We start from the raw sequence: 21,207 nt of genomic DNA on the forward strand, positions 1-21,207 counted from the left end.
CTGATCAAACTGCAGTGGTCGAACACGGCGTTGTTCTTCGCGGCCGCGGTGCCGGCACTGGCGGCGTGTCTGATGCTTGTTTGCCTCAGACGGGTTGAGGGCGCACGCCAGGCTGACTGCGTCGAGTGTTAGCGGGGGGGCAGCTGGGGTTGGAAGGCGACCGACAGCGCGGCCGTGGGTTCGCTTATTCGCTTTTGTCCGGACCGTTCGGCCTTTTGCGCTCGCCTGACTATTTCCCTGGTCGCGGGTCGAGGGTTTACATGAGTGTTTATATTTGAAAAATCAAATACACTGTTTCCATAAACTACTTGATAAATCAAGTAGACAGCCGTCCGAGTGCTGAGCTGCTCGTCTCAGGTTGAAGAGGATCCGGGTTTCAAAGTTTGACGATTTACTTAGTAATGCATATATAACGGCGGATGCGCGGCAAGCGCAGTTCACACGATTGCCATGGAAGGCTTGGAGACGGAGCCCGGATGTGGAAACTCGAGTCATCATCGTTGGAGCAGGGCCAGTCGGACTGACGCTTGCGATCGACCTTGGCAGTCGCGGTATCGAGTGCGTGCTCGTCGAGCAAAAGGCGAAGCCCGAGTTCCTGCCAAAAATGGAACGCTGCAACGCGCGGACCATGGAGATCTTCCGGCGGCTTGGGCTTGCGGACCGTATCCGGGCCGCCGGGATGCCCGAGGACGTTCCCATGGACATCCAGATCATCCGCTCCATGGTGGAACCGCCGGTCCTGCGCTTGCCTTATCCATCCGTTTCAGAGGCTCGGGCGCTGACGCTCGAGAGCCGCGACGGCCGCCTGCCGCTCGAACCCTATCAGCTCATCTCGCAGTACACGCTGGAGCCGCTCCTGCTGGAGGTAGCCGAGCAATTGCCCGCGGTGAAGGTGATGCGCGGCACGACGTTTCTGGAATTCACCGAGCAGGCGGAGGGCGTTCTGGCAGCGGTCAGTGACGCCGGCGGCGTGAGAAGAACATTGAAGGCCGCCTACCTCGTTGGCTGCGACGGCGGCTCGAGCCGCGTGCGCAAGCAACTGGGCATCCGCCTGGAAGGCGAGGGCGACATCGCGCGGCTCAGGCAGGGACTGTTCTACTGCGAGCAGCTCTACGAACGGCTGCCGATCGGCAACGGGCCGCGCCCCGGCCGGCACTATCTGGTGGCGGGCGGGCCGCCTGCGTTCATGATCATGCAGGACTCGACGCGGCATTGGACAGTTCATTCCGCTGTCGACAGCGATGACGAGATGCGACGGATGTTCGAGCGAATCATCGGCGTGCCGCTGCCCTACGAGATGCTGTATTGCGCGGAATGGCGGCAGAACCTGCTGCTCGCCGAACGCTATGGAGAAGGCAGGGTGTTCCTCGCGGGGGATGCGGTGCACCTTGTCATTCCGACTGGTGGTCTCGGTATGAACACCGGCGTTGGCGATGCCACCGATCTTGCATGGAAGCTGGCCGCCACGCTGCAAGGATGGGGCGGTGCGGGCTTGCTTGCCTCCTATGAAGCGGAGCGGCGTCAGATCGGCGAGCGGGTAGTTGGCGCATCGCGATACGCATCGCTCGGATACCGCGCCTGGCTGGCGGAGGTGCGCCCGGAGATCGGAGACGATACGCCCGCCGGGGCGGCTGCCCGCGCTCACCTTGCCGAAGTCGCGAACGTCGAGCAGCGCAAGTCGAACGAGATGATCGGCGCAGAACTGGGCTATCGGTACGTGGACTCGCCCATCATCGACAACGTGCCGGGCGGACCGCAGCACGAGTTGCGTGCCTATCTTCCGACGACATGGCCGGGCGCGCGGCTTCCCCATATGTGGCTTACCGACGGAAGTGCCATCCAGGACCGGCTACGGTCAGACCGCTACACGTTGATCGACGTCGCTGGGCGTCACGATGCAGGCCCGCTGCTCGACGCGTTCGAAGCACTCGGAGCGCCGCTTGATGTCCTCGTGCTTCCGGATTCCGCGCTTCGCGTCATCTACGAACGTGACCTGATCCTCGTTCGACCCGATATGCATGTCGCGTGGCGCGGCAACCGGCTCCCGCAGGCCGCCGGCGATCTCGCCGCGAGGGTGACCGGACATGGCGCGTGAGCTGCTTCATTTTGTCCGGCCGGAGTGGCGGGCGGAGATCTGAACGGGGTATGAGATTTCAACAACATATTTCAACAACATCGGAGACGGAAATGAATTCACGGTTGATTCGGGTCAGACGCGGCCGCGCGTGGCGCAGGGCGGCGTGGTGCGGAGCTGCATCGCTGGCGACGTGTGCGTCGGGAGCGTCGTATGCGCAGAGCTCTGTCACCCTGTACGGCATCATCGATACCGGCGTCGAGTACGTGACCAATATCGGTCCGCAGAAGTCGAGCTCGGTGCACTTTTCGACGTTGACGGCCTCGCTGCCGTCGCTATGGGGGCTGCGCGGCAAGGAGGATCTGGGAAATGGTCTTAGCGCCGTTTTTGTCCTGGAATCGGGATTTGCCCCGGGACAGGGCACGCTGAATCAAGGGGGGCGCTTATTTGGCAGACAGGCCTACGTCGGATTATCGGGGCAGTGGGGGACGTTGACGTTGGGCCGGCAATATTCGCAGATCTTCTGGGCGGTATTGACGGGCGATACCTTGGCGCCGAACATCTATGCCGCCGCGGATCTCGATCCCTACCTGACCCAGCCCCGGGTCGACAACTCGATCGTCTATACGTACAAGTTATCCGGCCTTACCGTGGCTGCGGCATATTCGTTCGGACGCGACGCAGCCGATAGCGCGCCGGCGGGAGGTTGCGCGGGCCAATCCCCAACCGACTGGCGCGCCTGCAAGGCAATGTCCGCCATGGTGAAGTATGACGCCGGGAAGTGGGGAGTGGCGACAGCCATCGATCGCAACTACGGTGGTGGCGGCACCGGTTCGCCACTGCCCCGCAGCTCGCAAACCGATACGCGCGCCGTCATCGATGGCTACGTCAAGTTTGGCAACTCGACCTTCGGTGCGGGATTCCAACATCGAATCAATCATGGAGCGCAGACGCCAACGGTGTTCGACGCGATCAGCAACTACTGGTGGATCGGTGGATCTTATCTGCCCGTGCCGACGATTGCGCTTGATGCCCAATTCGGCCATATCACGGTGAGCAGCAACGCATCGGGAGGCTCCGTCATTGCCGCGCGCGTAATGTACTTCCTGTCCAAACGCACCTCGGTGTACGTCACCGCAGGGCATGTGTTCAATCAGCGCAACGCAGCGTTCTCGATCGACGGCGGCGTGATTCCACCCGCTTCGAATCCGTTGCCAGGCGTGAGTCAGACCGGTGCGATGGTAGGTATTCGCCACATGTTCTAGTAGGATCTTTAATTTACTAAGGAATCCAAGATGAAAAAGGTTGCCTTGATCACCGGTGCTGCGCGCGGCATCGGTCAGGCGTTTGCCCAAAGACTTGCCCGAGACGGTTTTGTCATTGCTCTCCTCGATCGTCTCGATTGCCAGGACACGGCGGAACTCGTTCGTGAAGCCGGCTCGGAGGCACATATTTTTCTTGCCGACCTCAGCGAGAAAGCAGACATAGACCGCGTAGCGGCGGACGTGCACAGCCGGCTCGGCGGCATTGACGTACTGGTCAATAACGCCGGCATTCTGCCCAATAAATCTTTTGATGAAATTACCGTAGAAGACTATCGATTGCTGATGGCCATTAACCTGGATGCGCCATTCTGGCTGACACATGCGCTCGTAGGAAATATGCGCGCTAAAGGATGGGGCCGTGTCATCAATATCGCATCCAATACCTTCGGCGCTCCCATAAAGGACTTCACTCACTATATTGCCAGCAAGATGGGGTTGATTGGCTTGACGCGCGCATTGGCAAGCGAACTGGGCGTCTCAGGCATTACCGTAAATGCCGTTGCTCCCGGGTTGACCAAAACACCCTGGATGCTCGCGCCCGGACGTAGGGGGCCGGGCGGATTGAGCTACGAGGACGAGTCGAAGCTGGTGGTTTCCATGCAGTCTATCCCGCGAGCGCAGACGCCGGAGGATCTGGTCGGCGTCGTTTCGTTCCTGTCTTCGAAGGATGCGGATTTCATCAGCGGCCAAACCATTGTTGTCGATGGAGGATTGATCCGCGTTTAGAGTCGCTTATGTGGATGGCCCCGGACCGCCGGCCAAGGCACTGCAATACGTGATGTGCACCGGCGCTTCGATCGCGATAGTTCGACGAGGGGTGAGTCAGCGGTTTTCATCGTGGCCCGCGACAAACGTGTGTCGCAATAAGGCCGAATAGACGTGTGCGATCCTTCCTTGAAATTTCTCCGAGTGCAGCGCTATTGGGCTCGTATCGAAAATAGTTGTGAAGTGCCGCGAGAAGACCCATTTTGGTTCTTCAGCGAAATTGCTCAACCTCGCTCAGCGAATCATCGGCGTCTTACAAAGAAATCAATGGAACGCTAAAAGTAGGGGCCAGTTTTTCCATCATGGACCACTCCCGACGAGATCTCCGAAGGGACATCCCACCACATCAAGCCGCCGACGAGTGTGCGTACAAGGGCGCATGCTCCAAAGAAGATCGCGTTGCTGACGCGCATCATCTGTCTCCCATGAAATGTCGACGGTCGGCGCGCAAACCACATGCCGACGTGAGTCGTCATTCAAAGAATATTTCTTGCATATCCGCGGCGTTCATATAAGTGCGCACGAAGGAATGGACGGGGTAGTACGTGCTCCGTGAGGCTCGAGCCACGTTAGAGCCTCCGATGGACGCCGGTTCACGGCCTCACGACCTCGCCGTCTCCGGGTGCATCGGCGTGAGCGGATTCGTTCCTGCCGCTGCGCTTGCGGACGCAGATGAAGTACTCGATGCCGGAACTGCAGCTTCTTAAGCCGGTGGCAAGTTTGACGGTTGTCCAATGCGGGGCGGTTTCTAGCTCCTTTGGTCGTTTGATTGAATGCAACTGTGCGCTCGAAAATCAGCGCGCAGAATCGAATTTAGTTACCCGGCGGACGAGAGGAAGCGCGCCGTCGGAAGCATTGAACAAAAATGCGAAGCACGTCCGATGCCCCTGCCAAATCTAACAGTTCAAAGTTCAACGCTCCTCAACTTTAATGCGCTGGGATTGCAGCCTTGCACATCAAAGTCCTCAGCGGATGACGGTCATTCACGTCTGCGGATCTCACCGGGAGAAGTGGGAGATCCCGGCGATTCAACACCCATCTGAAGGGAAACAATCATGAGCATCACTGTCGACGGCATCGCAATCCCAGCTAGCACGATGGCTGGAAACATCACCAAGTTGGCCGGGGACACCGCGTCGCCGCCGTAGCTTCATCAGAAAGGGTTGAAATGATCAGGTCATGGATATTCGAGCAGCTCAACGTCTCTACCTCCCCCGCAGCTGAAATGTTTGACGCCGCAGTGTTCCACAGGGAACTCACCTGGCGGCTGGACACATGGATTGCGGCTGAAAGTCTAGGGTTCCATGGAATCTTCTTCGGGGAACACCACTTCAGTGGCATACGTATCAGTCCCTGTCCCGCGGTACTGGCCGCGGCAGTTGCTTCGCGCACAACTACGCTTCGTATAGGGGTGCTCGGCTGGGTGCTTCCTTTGTGGCAGCCGTGGCGCTTTCTGGAAGAAGCCGGCATGCTCGACCAACTGAGTGGGGGGCGGCTCGAAATAGGCGTAGCGCGAGGATCGAATGTTCTGGAGGCCGAGGCCATCGGCCTCTGCGCCACGGACATCGATCCCATGTTTAGCGAAGCGCTCGACATTCTAGACACGGCGTGGCTCGAACCGGAGCTATCGCATAAAGGGCAATACTCGTCGTTCGAACAGTTGCGGATCTTGCCGCGGCCGTTGCAACGGCCGCGGCCCCCGGTGTGGGGTACCGTTCGGAGCGTCGAATCGGCGAGGGACGTAGCCGCGCGAGGGTATGGCGCCTGCACGGGTTTTCTGCCAGTTGGCCAGATAAAAACCTTGTTCGATTCCTATCGTACGGCGGCGGAAATATCTGATCCGTATGAATGCGCCAAGAAGCTGGCAATCCGGCGCTGCATCTTTGTCGCGGATAGCCACGCTGAAGCGATGGAACAGGCAGCAGCGGCGCAAGAAAAAATGGAATCGATATTAGATGAAGACATTGTTGCCGGGACGCCCGAATCCGTCGTCGAACAAATCATCTATCAGTTGAGAGAGGTGGGCGCCAGCAACATCATCGGCTTTTTTTCGGGAAATCATGATGATCACGCTGCGATACAGAAATCCTTTCATCTTTTTGGTTCGAGAGTCATTCCATCCCTAAACAGCGCGCCGTTATGATCCGCGAGCAGAGTCGCGGACGATATTGCCACATGGATATTCCATCATGACATACCAGCTTGGGCATTCCCGGCGAGAAATAGATCGCCTGATGCTTCAATCAGAAATACTGGAGCCCTTCACGCGCCGGCTGCTGGAACAGGCCGGGCTGCGTCACGGGATGACAGTCCTCGATGTAGGAACCGGTGCGGGAGATCTTGCCATGCTTGCCGGAGAAATAGTTGGCCCGCATGGAACTGTCGTTGGTATTGACAGCAGTCGCACGGCAGTGGATCTGGCCTGCGAACGAGCTGCTGGACGTCGCTCGAAAAATGTGAGCTTTCGGCCGTGTCACATTGAGGACTTTCACGAACGTCATGGTTTTGATTTCGTGGTGGCCCGCTATGTTTTAAGTCATCAGCGAGATCCGGTGTCCTTTATGCAAAAGATGGCCCGCCTGGCGAAGGACCGCGGCACACTCGTGCTTCATGAAATAGATCTTGTTCGACTCCCGCTTGCCAGCCCGAGAAATGAATTGTGGGAGCACGTCGTGCGGGAGTTGTTTAGCCGTTGTGCGCGGGCGAGCCCGTCGTTTGCCATTGGGTCTCAATTGACGGACGTTTTTTCCAAGGCCGGTTTGCAGGCCCCACAGATCTCTTACTGGCGGCCGAGAGAGCGCGGCCCCGCCGAGTCTCTTTGCACATGGGTCATCGAGTTGCTCAGAACGCTTTCCGGGGGAGATGACGAGATCTCTGTGTACGGGGAAGGCATGGTGGATTTGAACGAGGTCAATGAAGAATTGCAGCGTCAGTTTCACGCGCAATCATGCCGAGTGGAAGGGATGGGGCAGTTTGGCGCATGGGTGCGCTTACTCTGACGTCACCCCTCGCCGCATGCAGCGCGAAGCGACCTGCACGAATGGCTTCGTGCGATCGTCAGCGCAGATGTCGACATCATTGCCACCGTGATTTCGAAAGCATTATTCGTTATAACCACTTGAGTCTCTAGCGTTTAACGTTCCAGAACCACGCCATCTCGTTCTGGACGTTCAATCGATGACCCTAGACTATTCGGAAGCCGGGAAAGTCCCTTCCGTTCGCGGCTCCTGCCGGCGCGCACAGGTGCCGCGGACATGAGTTCGAATTCGATCGGCCGTCCGCTGTCGCCTGGGCCTGCGGTATCCCTCGACGACGAGGCGCCGCGTCGCGACGAGCCGCCGCCGGGTCCTGCCACAGCATCTCCCGCACCTGGCCCATTCCACGGCCTGTCCGAGCGCCGCACCGTCGCGAAACGCCTGGGTCCGGGTGCGCAGGCCACCCTGCGGCGTTCGCAAGCGAAGCAGAGCGCGGCAACCTCGACTGACAAACCCTCGTTTAAGGCAGGACTGGCGGGTACGATCACCGGACGCCAGCTCAACATGACCTTGGGTGTGCCGGGCACGGGCCGCACGATCAATGGGCCGTTGCGTGCCGGCGTGCCCGGGCAGGCGCATGCGGGCGTCGAGGGACCGCCGGGTCCCTTGGGCCACGTGATCGAGGAGAAGGCTGGTGATGGGGATGCCGGGCACGACCCAGTGCTCGAAGATGCCCGCAACCTGCTGAGCGCCGCCGAGGCCATGGCAGCGAGTCTGCAGCAGTCGGAAGTGGCTGTGTACGAGCGGCCGGCACCTTCGATGGCACGCCGGATGGCAACCCGGGTGGTGCCCTGGTTTGGTCCCACGTCTTTGCAGGACATGGCGAGCTTCACGGACGGCCACGGCAATAAGCTGACCGCACCAGCACCGCGCAAGGACCCGATGATTTCGCGAAGCCGGCTCGCGAACGAGCAACAGGCACGCGCGCTCCTGAAGGTCGTGGAGAGCCGCCGCAAAGCGCTCGATGATGCCGTCTCCCATTCGACGCAGGCGCGAGCGGACCACGAGACAGCTCGTGCGGCCGCGCCCGGCGACAAGCCGGAAGAGCACGAATCGAACCTGGTCAGAACGGAAGCGCGCATGCGCATGGCCGAAGCGTCGGTGCGAGCTGCGAGCCGTGCGCTGCACGATGCCATTCACAGCACCGACCTGTTGGAGCTGATCAGCCTGAGCCATATGTCGGACCAGGCCGACAAGAGTCTGTCGTTCTCGCTGCAGCGGCTCAACGACCTCAAGGCGAACATCTACGCATTGCGCGCGAGAGCCGGCGACCGGCGTGCCGAGATCGAGCTCGAGCTGAAGGCCCACGCCGAGGAGACGGAGATGTTGAAGTCGTTCGACTACGACATGTCCGCGGCCGAGGAAATCGCCCTGCAGGCCGCAGCGCGGCTGAACCGCATGAGTACCCGGTACGCAGCGCTGACCGGCCCCACGGCCGTCCCGCTTCCGGCTGCGACCAAGGCCAGGCTCGAACGCAGGATCGCGCGGACGCGCAACACGCTCGATCACGCGCTCGAGGAGCAGGAGCGCTGCCAGCAGCGCCTGCGCCGCTTTGCCGAGCTGAACGATGCCATCGCCGAGTTGATGAGCGAACGCGCGCGGGTGGAGCGCCGCAGGCTCGTCGCGGACCGCGCCGTGCCGTCGCTGCTGGACGCGTCGCTCGCGCTGGCTCAACGCAAGGCCCATGCGGACAGGATCGACCAGGCCGAGACCGGGGTCTCGCTCGCCGGCGAAGCCACGAGCAGCACCGCGCGCGAAAAGCTGGCGATTGACGCCGTGCGCCAGAGCATGGTCGAGCAACTGGTCGACACCACGCCCGTGTTCGGCCCACGAGCGCCGCCCGAACTGCGCGCGGCGCTCGGGCAACTGGCACTGCGGCTGACCGCGCCGCAGCCGCCGGTTCCGGTGCCGCCTCAGACGGTGCTGGAAATCGTCTCGCGCTCCATGGCCGACGTCGGCGCCGACGCGGCCGAGGCCGCGCGGATGCTCGACGCGCTGGCGCAGCATCCGGTCGCGCACTGGGTGGGCCTCGCGGCTGCGCAACCGGTGCATGGAACCACCGGCGCCGCGAGGACCGTCGACCGCAACGCGCGCGTCATTGCGCTGTGCCGCAAGATGGCGACGCTGCCGCGAGGCACGGACATGCTGCACGCGCTGTCTAGCGGAGGCGCGCAGCCGCCGGATGCGGCGCGATCGCAGGCGCTGCGCGTGTTCTGGAATGCGGACGATGCGCAGCAGGCCGAGCTGTCGAACGACAACGGCGTTGCGAGCTGGCTGCAGAAGGCGAAGAGCGTCGCGCACGCGAGCCTGACGCCGAACGACGAGGTCGCGTTCGACGACGTCGATCACGCCGCATACAACGCCGTTCGCAACGGCTACTTCAGCAATGCGCCAGGCTCGCCGTACGCGCAGCACAACGCGCGGCTGAAGAAGGCAATCACGGAATGGGTCATTCGTGCGGCGGCGCCGGGCGCCGCAAGCGCTTCGGTCTCCGCGCTCGACGCCGGCGACGACGCGAACGCCGTAGAGAAAGCCGACGATGCGATCGCGCCGAAGCCGTCCCTGTGGCGTCGCGCGATGCCGAACCTGAACAAGACGCCGTTTCGCAAGCGCACGCTCAACCGGGCATACGGCGTGGGCGAAAGCATGGGCATGCAGTCGCCGCGCATCAAGGTCGACGCTCATGTGCAACGCCGCATGTCGGAACTGGAGCGTACGATCGCCGCGTGCCGCGAGTTCGGCGGCACGCCGGAATTCAGAACGGCGACGCGGACCGCGCAGGCTACCATCGACCATTTGAAGCTGTTGCGGAACCGCGGCAGGCATCTGTCGCAGATCAAGCTCGAGCCGAAGGATGCGAAGAGCGTCAGCCGTCGGATCGGCGAGGATATGTTGAAGGCGCACAGCGACGCCGCCGGCCGCGCGGGCAAACCCAATCGGCTGCGCAAGGCCGCACCGGTCGATTTGCCCGAATTTTTCGAAGAGGTCTGCGGCAGCGGCCTCACTGCCTACGAAGCGATCGATCGGATCGAAGAGCATCTCAATGCGACTCTTCCCGCCGACCGGCACAGAGCCGACGACGAGACCACGACCGCCGCCGGTCTCGATGCGGCGATCCAGCTGATGAAGGCCGAGTGCCTGGGGAGCAAGACCGACATCGTCGCGTTCTTCCAGTCATTCATCCAGAACAGTCGACTGCGCGACCGGCTGCGCATCGGCGGGGGCGGGACGCTCGGAGTGAATCTGCCGACGTTGCCGTACGGTTCGGCGTCGCCCATTGCGTCGCCGATCTTCACGGCCGAAACATCGAGAACCGACGAAGCATTCGTGCAGCTCTTCATGCCCATCCTCGGGATGGAGATGTCGTTCGGCTCGGCACACACGCGCGCGAAGGAAGCCACCGCCGGCGTCGCCGTGGGACCGCAGGTGGCGCCGGGCGTCTCGCTGCAGGCTGCCTTCACCGCGCGCGCGGCCAGTCAGCAGACGCACACCGACTCGACCGTGGTGCGCTTCCTGAGAAGCCGCCACAAAGACGACGAGATGCGCGCCAACATGCTGAGCGCGTTGGACAGCATGGTGCGCTGGGACATGATCGAGCCGGAGCGCGGCCGGCGTTACCGCGACCCGCTCGAAGCGATGTTCGCGCGCAATCCCGCAGTCGTCGTGACGCAACTGGAAGGCTTCACCGATACGAAGACCGTGACGGCCCGTGTCGCGGCGCGGCTCCCGTCGGCGCGCTTCAAGGATCCGGACGGTGTCGCTCAGACGCTCGGCGTCGAGGTATCCGCATACGCCGAAGCAGAGCGCACGCGCGACAAGCGCACCGAAACCGGCGGCCAGATCCGCATTGTCAATGCGAAGGGCGATAACGCGCAGCAGAGGGCGGGCGGCACCGTCAACCTGAATTTCGCTCCGCTCACCAACCAGGCGGTGCCGGTCGGTCCCCATGGGCGCCACGGCGAAGTGCAGCGCGAATCGGTGCCGATGCAGCTGGGCGTGTCGCGCGATTTTGCGTGGGTCAAGGAGCAGCACGAGATTTCGCCGTTCCTGATCGGCGACAAGCAGGATGCCGATCTCGACCGCCACTATTCGACGCCGCGGGACATGCTCGCGGAAATCGCCGGCAATCGCGAGAATTGGCTGATGCGTTGCGTCGAAACGCTCGCGTCCGATAAAAACGAGGAGAAGGACACGCCCGACAACCGGCTCCGTGCGGCGGTGCTGCTCGGCCAGTTCGAACGGGACATCGAGAAGCTCGGCAAGACGAGCAAGTATTGCCACTACAACGTCAACTACTCGATGCGGGGCGAGGCAGGCGCCTGGATAGACGGCTACCGTGCGCTCGCCGAACTGGCCGCGCAACGCGGCGATCGCGAAGGCGCGCAGCGCGCGCAGCAGTCCATCGACGAAATCCTGCTGATGCCCGCGACGTGGCGACCGTTGATGCTGATCGTGCGCGAACGCACGCGCGATTCGACCACGGTCGGCTGGCGCAGCCTGCTGCGGTGGCAGCGCGTGGGGAACGTCGATGCTCAACGTACCGCTGCGCAGTTTCCTCCTCCGTGACCGGTAATTCGCGCGCTCGCTTTGCGCAGCATTCAGAACACGTGGCGAATACCGATGTCGGCGGCGAATTGGGACCCTGGCACGCCGAAGAGCGCGCCGCTGATCGCGAGGCCGGTGTTCATGAGCCCGTGGTTGTTGACGTAGGCGGCCTGGCTATAGAGCGTGGTGCGCTTGGACAGCGAGTAGTCGACGCCGAGCGAGCCGAGGATCGAATGGTTGTTCGGGTCGTTGCCGTCGCGGGTATACCAGACGCCGCCGTCGAGTGAGAGGGCGGGTGTGAGCGAGAAGGCGAGGCCGCCCGAGATCACGCGGTTGTCGAAGGCGCCTGCGACTTTGTAAAGCGTGTATGCGGCTTTGACAGTCAGACAGTCGAAGTGATAGCTGGCGCCGATGTTACGACCGGCGAAAGCGATGGTGCTGGGGTTCGGGATGGTGGCTGCGGAGCCGCCGGAGTTGCCGCTATACATCGCGGCGGTGAGCAGCAAGCTGCTGTAGTGATAGGAGAGCCCGGCCGAATACTGTTGGCCGGCCTTGAAGTTGCCCGGGGATCCGCCGAACGCGTACATCGCGCGGCCCTGTATCCCGGCGATCTCGGGCGACGTGTACATGACGGAATTTGGGTTGAAAAGGCCGGTGACGATGACGTTGTCGACGTAGTTGACGAGCCCGCTGCCGAATTGCTTGAGTTCACGAGGATCGGTCGAGAAGACGGAAAGCAGGAAAGGCGAGAACTGAAGACCGGCGCTGAGGGTGCCGAAGCCGCCGGTTACGCCGACCCAAGCCTGGCGGCCGAAGAACTCGCCGTTGGAGTCCGCGAGTCCGCCGTTGGCGATGTCGATGCCGCTTTCGAGGTTGAAGATGGCGGCGAGCCCGCCGCCGAGATTCTCGGTGCCGCGTAGGCCGAAGCGAGTCGCGTTTTCGCCCGCGGTTTCGAGGGAAAACTGGTGTCCTCCGCTGGCGCCGGTGGCCAGGCTGAACGTCTTGCTGGTATAGAGGATCTGGGCGTCGGTGATGCCCTAGAGGGTGACGCTGCTTTGCGCGTGGGCGGCAGGTAAGACGGCCAGTGCGCAGGCGCCGCTGACAGCGGCGTATCGGATGGCGCGAATGGCGGGAGTCGTCTTCGTCGTCACGGGTGTCTCCTTGGGCTTATCGGATATCGATGAATTGGTGTGAAGCTGGGGCGAACAGCGCCGGCATGGATTGGCGTCGTTCGAGTCGAGCGGAGGTTGCGCGTGGACGTGATCAGTTACGCGCGCTGCACACCGTTGTCGCGAGCAGCCGAATGCGCGGCCGAATCGTCCTTGCGGTCTCGGCAAGCGTCGTAAACAATTTGGATCGCTAAATAGAATGATTGAGCGCAATCTCCGGTTAGTTCCTATTTACGCGCAATTCACGCGTGGGAACTTGACCGGTGCCGCCGGAATTTGTACTTTGCGCGCCAAGTGGCTCTCCCTTGGACAGACAGGGAGAGCGCGAGCAAGCGGATTACGCCTGCGAGGCGGCCAATCGATGAATGTCGGCAGGCTTCAGAATGGATTGCGGTACGCCCCGGCGCACGGCGTTAAGCATGGCCTCACCGATGATCCCGGTGGTCAGTACACGGTCTGGTGAGATGCGGCGGGCCAACGTCAGAAGCGGCTTGAGCACGGCGTACATCCACCGATAGCTGGTGGTGCGCGATTGGATGCCATCCTCCGGAATGATCGCGGAAGGCCGGAAAATGGCTACCTGTCGAAACGGCAGCCGCTGCAAGGCGTTTTCAGTTTGTCCGCGGACGCGGGCCCACATGGTCTTGCCTTGCGCGGTGCTGTCCGCGCCCGCTCCGGACACATACACCATCGTCATGCCGGGACTGCGGGCGAGCAGTTGTTGCGCGACGTGGAGCGTGAGGTCGTAGGTGACCGCCCGGTATGCGGCCTCGGACATGCCGAAGGACGAAACGCCGGCGCAGAAGAAGCACGCGTCGACGTTGGCGAATGTGTCTCCCACCGCCTCGAAATCTTCCAGATCCGGTGTGATGAAGACGTTGAGCCGCGGGTCCTCGTAACCGTGCAGCGCGCGCCGGCCGATCACGATGATTTCGGTGACGTCCGGGGCTTCGAGGCACGCGCGCAATACGCCCTGACCCACCATGCCGCTCGCGCCGATCAGGACGATGCGCATCGCCTTACTCCGACGGCCACTCGGGCGATGCCGCGTCGAAGTCGGCAGAAACGGTGACCGGCTTCCAGCGTTGCATCGTCTCGCGGCGCGCCTCTTCATCCGCTTCGGCGTACTGCCAGGCGTCCGAGCCGAGCAGCAGCCGCGCGGGCACCGCTGCACGAGAGGCGAGCGCCACGATCAGCCTCGCAACGCGCTCAGGGTCACCCACTTCATGGCCGACGTACGCATCGATCAGCGCCTTGAAGCTGGCCATCGATACATGGTAATCCTCGGGAAGCTGTTCCAGCGTCGTGCGAGCCTCGTGGCCCCACTCGGTGCGCATGCCGCCGGGTTCCAGCGTGCAGACCCGGATTCCGAAGGGCGCGACTTCTTTGCCCACCACGTCGCTGAATCCGCCGACGGCCCATTTGGCGGCCTGATAAGCCGAGAGTCCCGGGGTGCTGATGCGCCCGCCTACCGACGAAACCTGAAAGATGTGGCCGCCGCCCTGCGCGCGCATCACCGGAATAGCCGCACGGGTGAGGTTCACCACGCCAAATAGATTGGTCTCGACCTGCGCGCGAAAGTCTTCGGCTGGCACATGCTCAAAAGGCTGAATGTGGCCGTAGCCGGCATTGTTGACCAGCACGTCCAGCCGGCCGAATCGGCGCACCGCTTCGGCTACCGATTCCTGTGCCTGCCGCTCGTTCGTCACGTCCAGTTCGAACGTGGTCAGGCGCTCGCCATGGCGCGCCTGCAAATCGGTGAATCGCGCCGTGTCGCGCGCGGTCGCCAGCACCTTGCCGCCGTCCTGCAACGCGGCTTCGAGAATGGAGCGGCCCAAACCTCGGGACGCACCTGTGATCAACCAGACTTTGGACATGATCATTTACCTTTGACATGCGCCGTCATCGGCGCGTTGGCGATGGAGGCGGGCGATCCTCAAGCCATTCCGCACCGCCTGGGGATTCCGCCTACGCAGGACTGAAGCCGGTCTTGCCTTCGAGCATCACCGACTCGGCGAGCTGCTTTTGCGCCTGCAGCGCGGCGAGACTCCGGGTGTAGCCGGCTTCGATTACCGCATAGGCATCCGCGCCGAGGACAGTCCGCAGCGGCGGCTCCGGCATCTGGCTGATCGCATAGATGGCGTCGGCCATTTTCACGGGATCGCCCGAAGCGTTTGCTTCACCGTTTTCCTCGATCCAGCGGCGCAGCTTGCCCACCGCGCTGTCCTTGTAGTCGTCGCGTTCCCGGGTCCAGCGGATATTGGCCACGAAGCCCGTCTTGATCGAGCCCGGTTCGATGATGAGGGTCTTGATGCCGAACTCGGCCACTTCCTGGCTCACCGCCTCGGCAAAGCCTTCAAGACCGAACTTCGCGGCGTGGTACAGCGAGCCGCTCGGGAAGGCCGCACGGCCGCCGACGCTGCTGACATGGATGAACGCGCCGCGTTTTTTTGCGCGCAACGCGCCGAGGAAGGCGCGCGTGACATGGATGGGCGCGAGCAGATTCAGCGCGATCTGCTGCGCGATATCGGCTTCGCTCATTTCCTCCATCGCGCCGATCACTGCGCCTCCCGCGTTGTTGACGACGACGTCGACATCGGGATGGCGCGCCGCCACGGCCTGAACCTGCTCGCGATCCGTCACGTCGACTGATTCCACTTCGAGCAGATCCGGCCAGGCTTCCTTCAGCGCCCGCATCGCCTCGATACGGCGCACCGCCGCCACCACGCGATGCCCCTGGGTCAGCACTTTTTCCGTGAGGGCGAGCCCCAGACCGCCGGACGCGCCGGTAATGAACCACTTCTGACTGGACATGATGCCGTTCTCCTTTTACGAAATGAGCGATTAATCACTCATCAACAATCGAAAATTTTTACGCCGTAATGGCCCGCCACACGACGCGAAATCCCAACTGCCGGTGATGCTCCGCATCCTCGGGGTGCTTGCCGACGTACTCGATTGTCGTAGCGGCAACGTGCTCTATCAGTGACGAAAGAAACGCGATCGGCGCATCCACGAGCACGCCGTCACGTACTGCGTCTTCCATCATCCGGGACACGGCCAGAAACGGCTCCATGCCTTGTGCCCGGGTGTCGTCCAGTATCTGCACCGAAGCCGAGAGCCGGGCGATGGCGAACCGCCCGGCCTCGTTGGCCAGTCCCCAGCTCACGTAGCGCTGGAAAACGTGCTCCATGCGTTGCCGGTAGTCCGCTTCGTGCGGATAGTCCGGCATCACGGTTTCCGCCAAGCTCCGCTTGAGGTGCAGATACAGTTCCTGGAACAGCACGTCCTTGTTCTCGAAGTAGGTGAACAAGGTGCCCTCGGCCACGCCGGCGCCCCGGGCAATGCTCGCCGTAGTGGCTTGCACGCCCTGTTCGGCAACGGCTTGCGTTGCGGACAGTAACAGGGCGCTCCGTTTTTCCGGACTTAAAGGGCGAGCCATGACGTTTGGGCATGGAAATAGAGTGAGTAAGCGCTCAACTATACATGCTTTCTGAGATAAGGCAATCGCTCGATCCGCATGGTGTAGACGCCGGGTGTAGACGCCGCTTCGTCTGCGGATATTTCCGATCCCTGCCAATGCGCAGGCGTAAGCGGCCTCGCGTGTGCCCGCGACTGATCAGGAACTCAGCGAATTTTTTCGCAGTCTTCGGCGCTCGAGGCCGTTGCGCAACAGGCCAGAGATCGTCGCACTGGCGACCAGGGCTAGATACAGGATGACGAGATCGTGACGCCAAGTGTTGAGGGCGAGTTGATGAGCCACGAGCGTCGGATCGGCGGGCGGAAGTACGAGGCTCTTTCCCTCGACGGCCCGCATCATCCGGATAAAGCCCGCAGCGGAAAGCAACGGCAGGAGGACGACGAACGCCAGCAGCGCGGGTCTCATGCGGCGCGCCCGCGGATATTGGCGCAGCCGGAACCACAGTCCGAGGCATCCGTGTATCCAGCCGGGCGCGAGCAGCGCAAGTTGCAGACCCTGCGTGCCGCTCGTGAGCAGCACGACGATGACGCGCTCGTAGTCAGGCTCGAAGCCATAGATCGAAGACGCAAGCCGGGTCGTCACCGCATGGCGGATAAGCAGCAGCGGCAGGCTGAGCCCTGCCCAGAGGCGGATCCATTCGGCGGGCGGCAACGCCCAGTGGCGCCGACCGTATAGCGTGTGCAGCGCCAGCGCGAAATGCAGCGACGCGGCACCGTACAGCGCGATCGTTCCAGGTGTGCTGTGCCACAGCCGCAGCGCGAGTACGAGACCGTGCCCGGCAAGGTCGAGCGACCAGATCCCGAGCGCGTGATTGACCAGATGCAGAAAGAGATAGGTCAACATCACCAGGCCCGACCCGAGCTGAAGGCGGCGCAGAACGGATTGCACCTTAACTCTCACTTCGCGTGTGGGGCAGATGTGCCGCCAAGGATTCTCATTTCGATCACCTGTTTCGTGTGTCACGCCTGCAATACCGCGAGCATGCGCCGGTTATTCCCCGAGTCGACGAGATGCAGGTGAAGGCAGGGCGATGCGTTGGGCGCGCGTCCATGCACGGTGCGGCAGCACGGTGAAGCGGCGTGCTCTATCAAGCGCCGGCTGTGCGATTCACGATCGGGAATAAAACGGACTCTTCCGCGGTATAGCTCCTGAAACCAACCCTGGGAGCCCTCCGGATTGAACCGCCGGTCTGCTTCCCGAATCCCGTCGAGAGGACACCATGTCGTCAGATCATCCTTCCCAGCCGTCGCGCCGCAGCGCATTGAAATGCCTCGCCTTCGGTGGCGCGGGCACTCTGTTTGTCCTGGCCGGAGGCGTCCTCACGCCCGTGGAGTTGGCCCTTGCCGCCGGCGACAAGGGCAAATCAGCGGTCTCGGGCGTTCCTTTGTTCCTGCAGATCAGCGACTCGCATATTGGCTTCAACAAGGAAGCCAATCCCGATGTCGCGGGCACGCTCAAACAGACGATCGATTTCGTCAACGCCATGCCGGTCAAGCCGGCCCTGACGATTCACACGGGCGATATCACCCATCTTTCCAAGCCGGCGGAGTTCGATCTCGCAGCCCAATTGCTGTCGGGGCTGAACATCACCGAGTTGCATACCGTGCCCGGCGAGCATGACGTGACAGACGGACCGGAAGGCGAATACTTCAAACGCTTCGGCCAAGCCTCGGACAACAAAGGCTATTACAGCTTCGACCACAACGGCGTGCACTTCATCGGGCTCGTCAATGTGATGCATTTCAAGCCAAATGGGCTGGGGGGGCTGGGCGAGGATCAACTCTCCTGGCTGGAAAACGATCTGAAGGGGCGTTCATCCAGCACGCCGATCGTCGTCTTTGCCCACATGCCGCTGTGGACGATTTACGAACCATGGGGTTGGGGCACCGGCGATGCTGGCCAGGCAATGGACTATCTGAAGCGGTTCGGCTCGGTCACCGTCCTGAATGGGCACATCCATCAGATCGTTTCCAAGGTGGAGGGCAATATCACGTTCCATACCGCGCGCTCGACCGCGTATCCGCAACCGACGGCCGGCGATGGCCCCGGACCCGGGCCGTTGAAGGTGGCAAGCGATCAGCTTCCGAAGATGCTTGGCGTGACCAGCATCAGGATCTCGCGCCATCCCCTCGCTGCGACGCTTTCCGACGCGACCCTCGCCTGACTTCGCACCTCGCTCACTCGACAAGGATCCAAGCCATGCTATCCACCTTCTTGCGTCGCGCGTTTGCCCTCTCCGTCGGGAGCGGGATGCTCCTGGCGGCATTGGTCACCGGGTTGCCTGCCGCTCAAGCGCAGGAGCCCAATGAGATTGTGATCAAGAATTTCATGTTTTCGCCGATGTCTCTCACGGTCAAGGCCGGCACGACCGTGACCTGGAAAAACATGGACGGCGAGCCGCATTCGATCGTCAACGATGCCGGCGTATTCCACTCCACGGCACTCGACGAGAACGATACGTATCGGTTCAAGTTCGACAAGCCGGGGGTGTACAAAGTGTTCTGCGGCATACATCCGTATATGAAGGCGACCATCACCGTGCAGTAGGTGGATTCAGGTGAGCAAGGCCGCCACCAATGCGTGGAAGCTTCTGCGTTTGAACTTGGCGCGTAAAGTACAAATTCGGGCGGCACGGGTCAAGTTCCCCCGGTGGAATTGCGATGGAATAGGCACCAGAGATTGCGCACCGGCCACATCGGCGCCAGTCCTTTCATCATCCAACCGGAGACGCCTTCCATGAACGCAGAAGCTACGCAAGTCCTCAACGATGTTTCCGCGATCGACACGGTCCATATCGGCGGAAAAGCCACGCCGTGGATCCCCTTCGCTCCCATCAACGACAACATTCAACTCAAGTACTTCAAGATCAACCCCATCACGGGTGAAGTGGTGTTGCTCATGAAGGCGGCCAAAGGCGAGGGTGCGCATATCCATCGCCATACCGGCACGGTGATGGTCTACACACTCAGCGGCCGATGGAAATACGACCAGCACGATTGGGTCGCGGAAGCCGGAGATTTCGTTTTTGAGCCGTCTGAGTCGTCACACTCGTTCACGAATCTCTCTGATGACGCCAATGGCATGGCGCTCGTTGTGTCGACCGGAGAACTCCACTTCCTCAACGAAGACGGCAACGTCACGCATGTCGAGACGTGGCGGACGGCGTTGAGCCGCTATCGGGACTACTGCAAGCACCATCAGGTGCCCGAGATCGACCTGATCGAAGCCACGCTGGCGCGCATCGAGAGCCATATCGACCTCGCTTCGGCTGTTGCCCACGCGGACCTCGTTATCGAAGCCATTCCCGAGGATCTGGCAATCAAGCAGGCGTTCTATCACGCACTGTCGGCTGTAGCGCCAGCCGGCTCCATCTTTGCGAGCAACTCGTCGACGCTGGTGCCGAGCCAGTTCGCCATGTTCACCGACCGGCCCGAGCGCGTGCTGAGCCTGCATTTCGCGCACGAAGTGTGGAAGCACAACATCGCGGAGATCATGGGGCATGCGGGCACCGATCCCGCTGTATTCGCACGCATGGTGCAGTTCGCACACCGTATTGGCATGGTGCCCTTGCCGCTGCGCAAGGAGCAACCCGGCTACCTGCTGAATACCATGCTCGTCCCCATGCTGATCGCCGCGCTGGGTCTGCTGGTCAGCGAGGTCGCCGACGTGCAGACGATCGACAAGGCGTGGATGATTGCGAAGGGGGATCGAATTGGCCCGTTCGGCATTCTCGACGGAATCGGCATGGCGACCGTCTATAACGTGACCCGCGCCCTCGCGGAACGCACGGGCGATTCGACGCATCGGCGTATTGCCGAATACGTGAAAACACATTTCATCGATACCGGGTATCTCGGCGAGTCGGCGGGACGCGGTTTCTATCAATACCCTCACCCGGGCTTCCAGAATCCGACGTTCGTCGCCGCGTGAGCCCTTAGCAGGCTATTGCTATTCGGCAGAGCGTCCGGGGTCCGCCTCGTGACGCATGGCTCGAAGCTGCCGGGGCGTGACGCCACGCAGTCGCTTGAACGCACGGCTGAACGCGCTTTGTTGGGAATAACCGAGCATTTCAGATATCTCGGCAAGACGCAGGTTTGATTGCTGCACGTACTTCACCGCGAGATCTTCCCGAACCTGTTCCCGTAGTTCATCGAATGTCGTGCTGGCCTCCGAGAGGCGACGCTGCAGGGTCCGCGGGGAAGTGGCGAGCGCTCGCGCTATCGCATTCAACGAACTGTCCGTGAAGGGCAAGAGTGCGCGAATCATGGTTTGCGTGCGTACGACCCAAAGTGCCTCCACCTGGGCCCTCTCTCGCCGCAAGTGCGCCTCGAGCACACGATGCGCGTTACGGCGAAATTGCGTAACCGGACGCATCGCCGTATCGCGGTCCAGGACAATCGCATTCCGGTCCTGATCGAAGCTCAGCGAAGGTCCGAACGTGCGCCTGTACATTGTGCAGTCCGCGGGCGCAGCATGACGGAATTGCACGACGGCCGGTTGCCAGTCCTTGCCGCAGACGGAACGCAAATACTGCATGCCGTTGGCGAGACCCAGTTCCACTGCCTGAACTTGATATTCGGCGAGCCTCAGTCCGAAGTCCCGGCATTGCGTCGCTTCAGCAGCGAGCGAAAGGAAGCGAAGCACTTGCGCACCCCGGATCGGCACGTCGGTGGAGCGGAGCGCGAGCTCGGGCAAATCGGCTCCGGTCGCAACCAGCTCGGGCTGGACGCCGAGTGCCTCGAGCAGAGCAGCAGCTCCGGTCAACACAACACTGGGTAGGTAGCCGCGCATTCCATGTATGGGTCGTCACTTG

At 61.9% G+C, this 21,207-nt stretch carries 15 protein-coding genes and 1 pseudogene; 9 read left to right on the top strand and 7 right to left on the bottom strand.

Going from position 1 to position 21,207, the window contains the following annotated elements; genetic code table 11:
* The first annotated feature begins 478 nt into the window (after nucleotides 1-478).
* The 6 genes from FAZ69_RS29345 to FAZ69_RS29370 all read left to right on the top strand — a co-directional run bounded on the left by FAZ69_RS29345 (nucleotide 479) and on the right by FAZ69_RS29370 (nucleotide 11,765).
* Nucleotides 479-2,095 (top strand): FAD-dependent monooxygenase, encoded by a 1,617-nt coding sequence (locus FAZ69_RS29345; RefSeq protein WP_136898600.1) that lies wholly within the window; start codon nucleotides 479-481, stop codon nucleotides 2,093-2,095.
* A gap of 92 nt (nucleotides 2,096-2,187) precedes the next feature.
* Nucleotides 2,188-3,339 carry a porin gene (locus tag FAZ69_RS29350; RefSeq protein WP_136898601.1) on the top strand — a complete coding sequence of 384 codons (1,152 nt, stop codon included), beginning with the start codon at nucleotides 2,188-2,190 and terminating at the stop codon, nucleotides 3,337-3,339.
* A gap of 30 nt (nucleotides 3,340-3,369) precedes the next feature.
* Nucleotides 3,370-4,125, top strand: coding sequence for an SDR family NAD(P)-dependent oxidoreductase (locus tag FAZ69_RS29355; RefSeq protein ID WP_136898602.1), 756 nt, complete (start codon nucleotides 3,370-3,372; stop codon nucleotides 4,123-4,125).
* Between the two features lie 1,207 nt (nucleotides 4,126-5,332).
* Nucleotides 5,333-6,307: an LLM class flavin-dependent oxidoreductase gene (locus tag FAZ69_RS29360; RefSeq protein WP_136898603.1), complete on the top strand. Its 975-nt coding sequence runs from the start codon at nucleotides 5,333-5,335 to the stop codon at nucleotides 6,305-6,307.
* Between the two features lie 46 nt (nucleotides 6,308-6,353).
* Nucleotides 6,354-7,163, top strand: coding sequence for a class I SAM-dependent methyltransferase (locus FAZ69_RS29365; protein WP_136898604.1), 810 nt, complete (start codon nucleotides 6,354-6,356; stop codon nucleotides 7,161-7,163).
* A 255-nt stretch (nucleotides 7,164-7,418) separates the two neighbouring features.
* Entirely contained in the window at nucleotides 7,419-11,765 is a 4,347-nt protein-coding gene (locus FAZ69_RS29370; RefSeq protein WP_136898605.1) for a type III effector, read from the top strand.
* Between the two features lie 32 nt (nucleotides 11,766-11,797).
* On the opposite strand, the pseudogene FAZ69_RS29375 reads toward FAZ69_RS29370, so the two are convergent.
* From FAZ69_RS29375 to FAZ69_RS29400, 6 genes and pseudogenes are all read right to left on the bottom strand, one after another.
* Nucleotides 11,798-12,862 (bottom strand): annotated as a pseudogene (locus FAZ69_RS29375) (porin).
* Between the two features lie 388 nt (nucleotides 12,863-13,250).
* On the bottom strand, nucleotides 13,251-13,928 hold the full coding sequence (locus FAZ69_RS29380; RefSeq protein ID WP_136898606.1) for an NAD-dependent epimerase/dehydratase family protein: 678 nt from the start codon (nucleotides 13,926-13,928) through the stop codon (nucleotides 13,251-13,253).
* Between the two features lie 4 nt (nucleotides 13,929-13,932).
* The gene (locus FAZ69_RS29385) at nucleotides 13,933-14,790 is read right to left on the bottom strand and encodes an SDR family NAD(P)-dependent oxidoreductase (protein ID WP_136898607.1); all 858 of its coding nucleotides are present in this window, start codon (nucleotides 14,788-14,790) and stop codon (nucleotides 13,933-13,935) included.
* Between the two features lie 91 nt (nucleotides 14,791-14,881).
* Nucleotides 14,882-15,727 carry an SDR family NAD(P)-dependent oxidoreductase gene (locus FAZ69_RS29390; protein ID WP_136898608.1) on the bottom strand — a complete coding sequence of 282 codons (846 nt, stop codon included), beginning with the start codon at nucleotides 15,725-15,727 and terminating at the stop codon, nucleotides 14,882-14,884.
* 58 nt (nucleotides 15,728-15,785) lie between these two features.
* Entirely contained in the window at nucleotides 15,786-16,355 is a 570-nt protein-coding gene (locus tag FAZ69_RS29395; protein WP_136898609.1) for a TetR/AcrR family transcriptional regulator, read from the bottom strand.
* 177 nt (nucleotides 16,356-16,532) lie between these two features.
* Nucleotides 16,533-17,282, bottom strand: coding sequence for a hypothetical protein (locus FAZ69_RS29400; protein ID WP_240702516.1), 750 nt, complete (start codon nucleotides 17,280-17,282; stop codon nucleotides 16,533-16,535).
* Between the two features lie 331 nt (nucleotides 17,283-17,613).
* Between FAZ69_RS29400 and FAZ69_RS29405 the strand changes: the two genes are divergently transcribed.
* The 3 genes from FAZ69_RS29405 to FAZ69_RS29415 all read left to right on the top strand — a co-directional run bounded on the left by FAZ69_RS29405 (nucleotide 17,614) and on the right by FAZ69_RS29415 (nucleotide 20,324).
* Nucleotides 17,614-18,558 (top strand): metallophosphoesterase family protein, encoded by a 945-nt coding sequence (locus FAZ69_RS29405; RefSeq protein ID WP_136898610.1) that lies wholly within the window; start codon nucleotides 17,614-17,616, stop codon nucleotides 18,556-18,558.
* Between the two features lie 35 nt (nucleotides 18,559-18,593).
* The gene (locus FAZ69_RS29410) at nucleotides 18,594-18,941 is read left to right on the top strand and encodes a cupredoxin domain-containing protein (protein WP_169708804.1); all 348 of its coding nucleotides are present in this window, start codon (nucleotides 18,594-18,596) and stop codon (nucleotides 18,939-18,941) included.
* A 132-nt stretch (nucleotides 18,942-19,073) separates the two neighbouring features.
* Nucleotides 19,074-20,324 carry a 3-hydroxyacyl-CoA dehydrogenase NAD-binding domain-containing protein gene (locus FAZ69_RS29415; RefSeq protein ID WP_136898611.1) on the top strand — a complete coding sequence of 417 codons (1,251 nt, stop codon included), beginning with the start codon at nucleotides 19,074-19,076 and terminating at the stop codon, nucleotides 20,322-20,324.
* An 18-nt stretch (nucleotides 20,325-20,342) separates the two neighbouring features.
* Here FAZ69_RS29415 and FAZ69_RS29420 read toward each other — a convergent pair whose 3' ends face one another.
* Nucleotides 20,343-21,185, bottom strand: coding sequence for an AraC family transcriptional regulator (locus FAZ69_RS29420; RefSeq protein WP_136898612.1), 843 nt, complete (start codon nucleotides 21,183-21,185; stop codon nucleotides 20,343-20,345).
* Nucleotides 21,186-21,207: the final 22 nt, after the last annotated feature.

It is taken from the genome of Trinickia terrae (assembly GCF_005144415.1).
GTDB classification, from domain to species: domain Bacteria; phylum Pseudomonadota; class Gammaproteobacteria; order Burkholderiales; family Burkholderiaceae; genus Trinickia_A; species Trinickia_A terrae.

Coding starts and splice junctions, on each gene's coding strand:
- FAZ69_RS29390 (WP_136898608.1), bottom strand. CDS start 15,727: ATGTCCAGTCAGAAGTGGTTCATTACCGGCGCGTCCGGCGGTCTGGGG.
- FAZ69_RS29420 (WP_136898612.1), bottom strand. CDS start 21,185: ATGCGCGGCTACCTACCCAGTGTTGTGTTGACCGGAGCTGCTGCTCTG.
- FAZ69_RS29410 (WP_169708804.1), top strand. CDS start 18,594: ATGCTATCCACCTTCTTGCGTCGCGCGTTTGCCCTCTCCGTCGGGAGC.
- FAZ69_RS29395 (WP_136898609.1), bottom strand. CDS start 16,355: ATGGCTCGCCCTTTAAGTCCGGAAAAACGGAGCGCCCTGTTACTGTCC.
- FAZ69_RS29355 (WP_136898602.1), top strand. CDS start 3,370: ATGAAAAAGGTTGCCTTGATCACCGGTGCTGCGCGCGGCATCGGTCAG.
- FAZ69_RS29365 (WP_136898604.1), top strand. CDS start 6,354: ATGACATACCAGCTTGGGCATTCCCGGCGAGAAATAGATCGCCTGATG.
- FAZ69_RS29360 (WP_136898603.1), top strand. CDS start 5,333: ATGATCAGGTCATGGATATTCGAGCAGCTCAACGTCTCTACCTCCCCC.
- FAZ69_RS29350 (WP_136898601.1), top strand. CDS start 2,188: ATGAATTCACGGTTGATTCGGGTCAGACGCGGCCGCGCGTGGCGCAGG.
- FAZ69_RS29385 (WP_136898607.1), bottom strand. CDS start 14,790: ATGTCCAAAGTCTGGTTGATCACAGGTGCGTCCCGAGGTTTGGGCCGC.
- FAZ69_RS29370 (WP_136898605.1), top strand. CDS start 7,419: ATGAGTTCGAATTCGATCGGCCGTCCGCTGTCGCCTGGGCCTGCGGTA.
- FAZ69_RS29405 (WP_136898610.1), top strand. CDS start 17,614: ATGTCGTCAGATCATCCTTCCCAGCCGTCGCGCCGCAGCGCATTGAAA.
- FAZ69_RS29380 (WP_136898606.1), bottom strand. CDS start 13,928: ATGCGCATCGTCCTGATCGGCGCGAGCGGCATGGTGGGTCAGGGCGTA.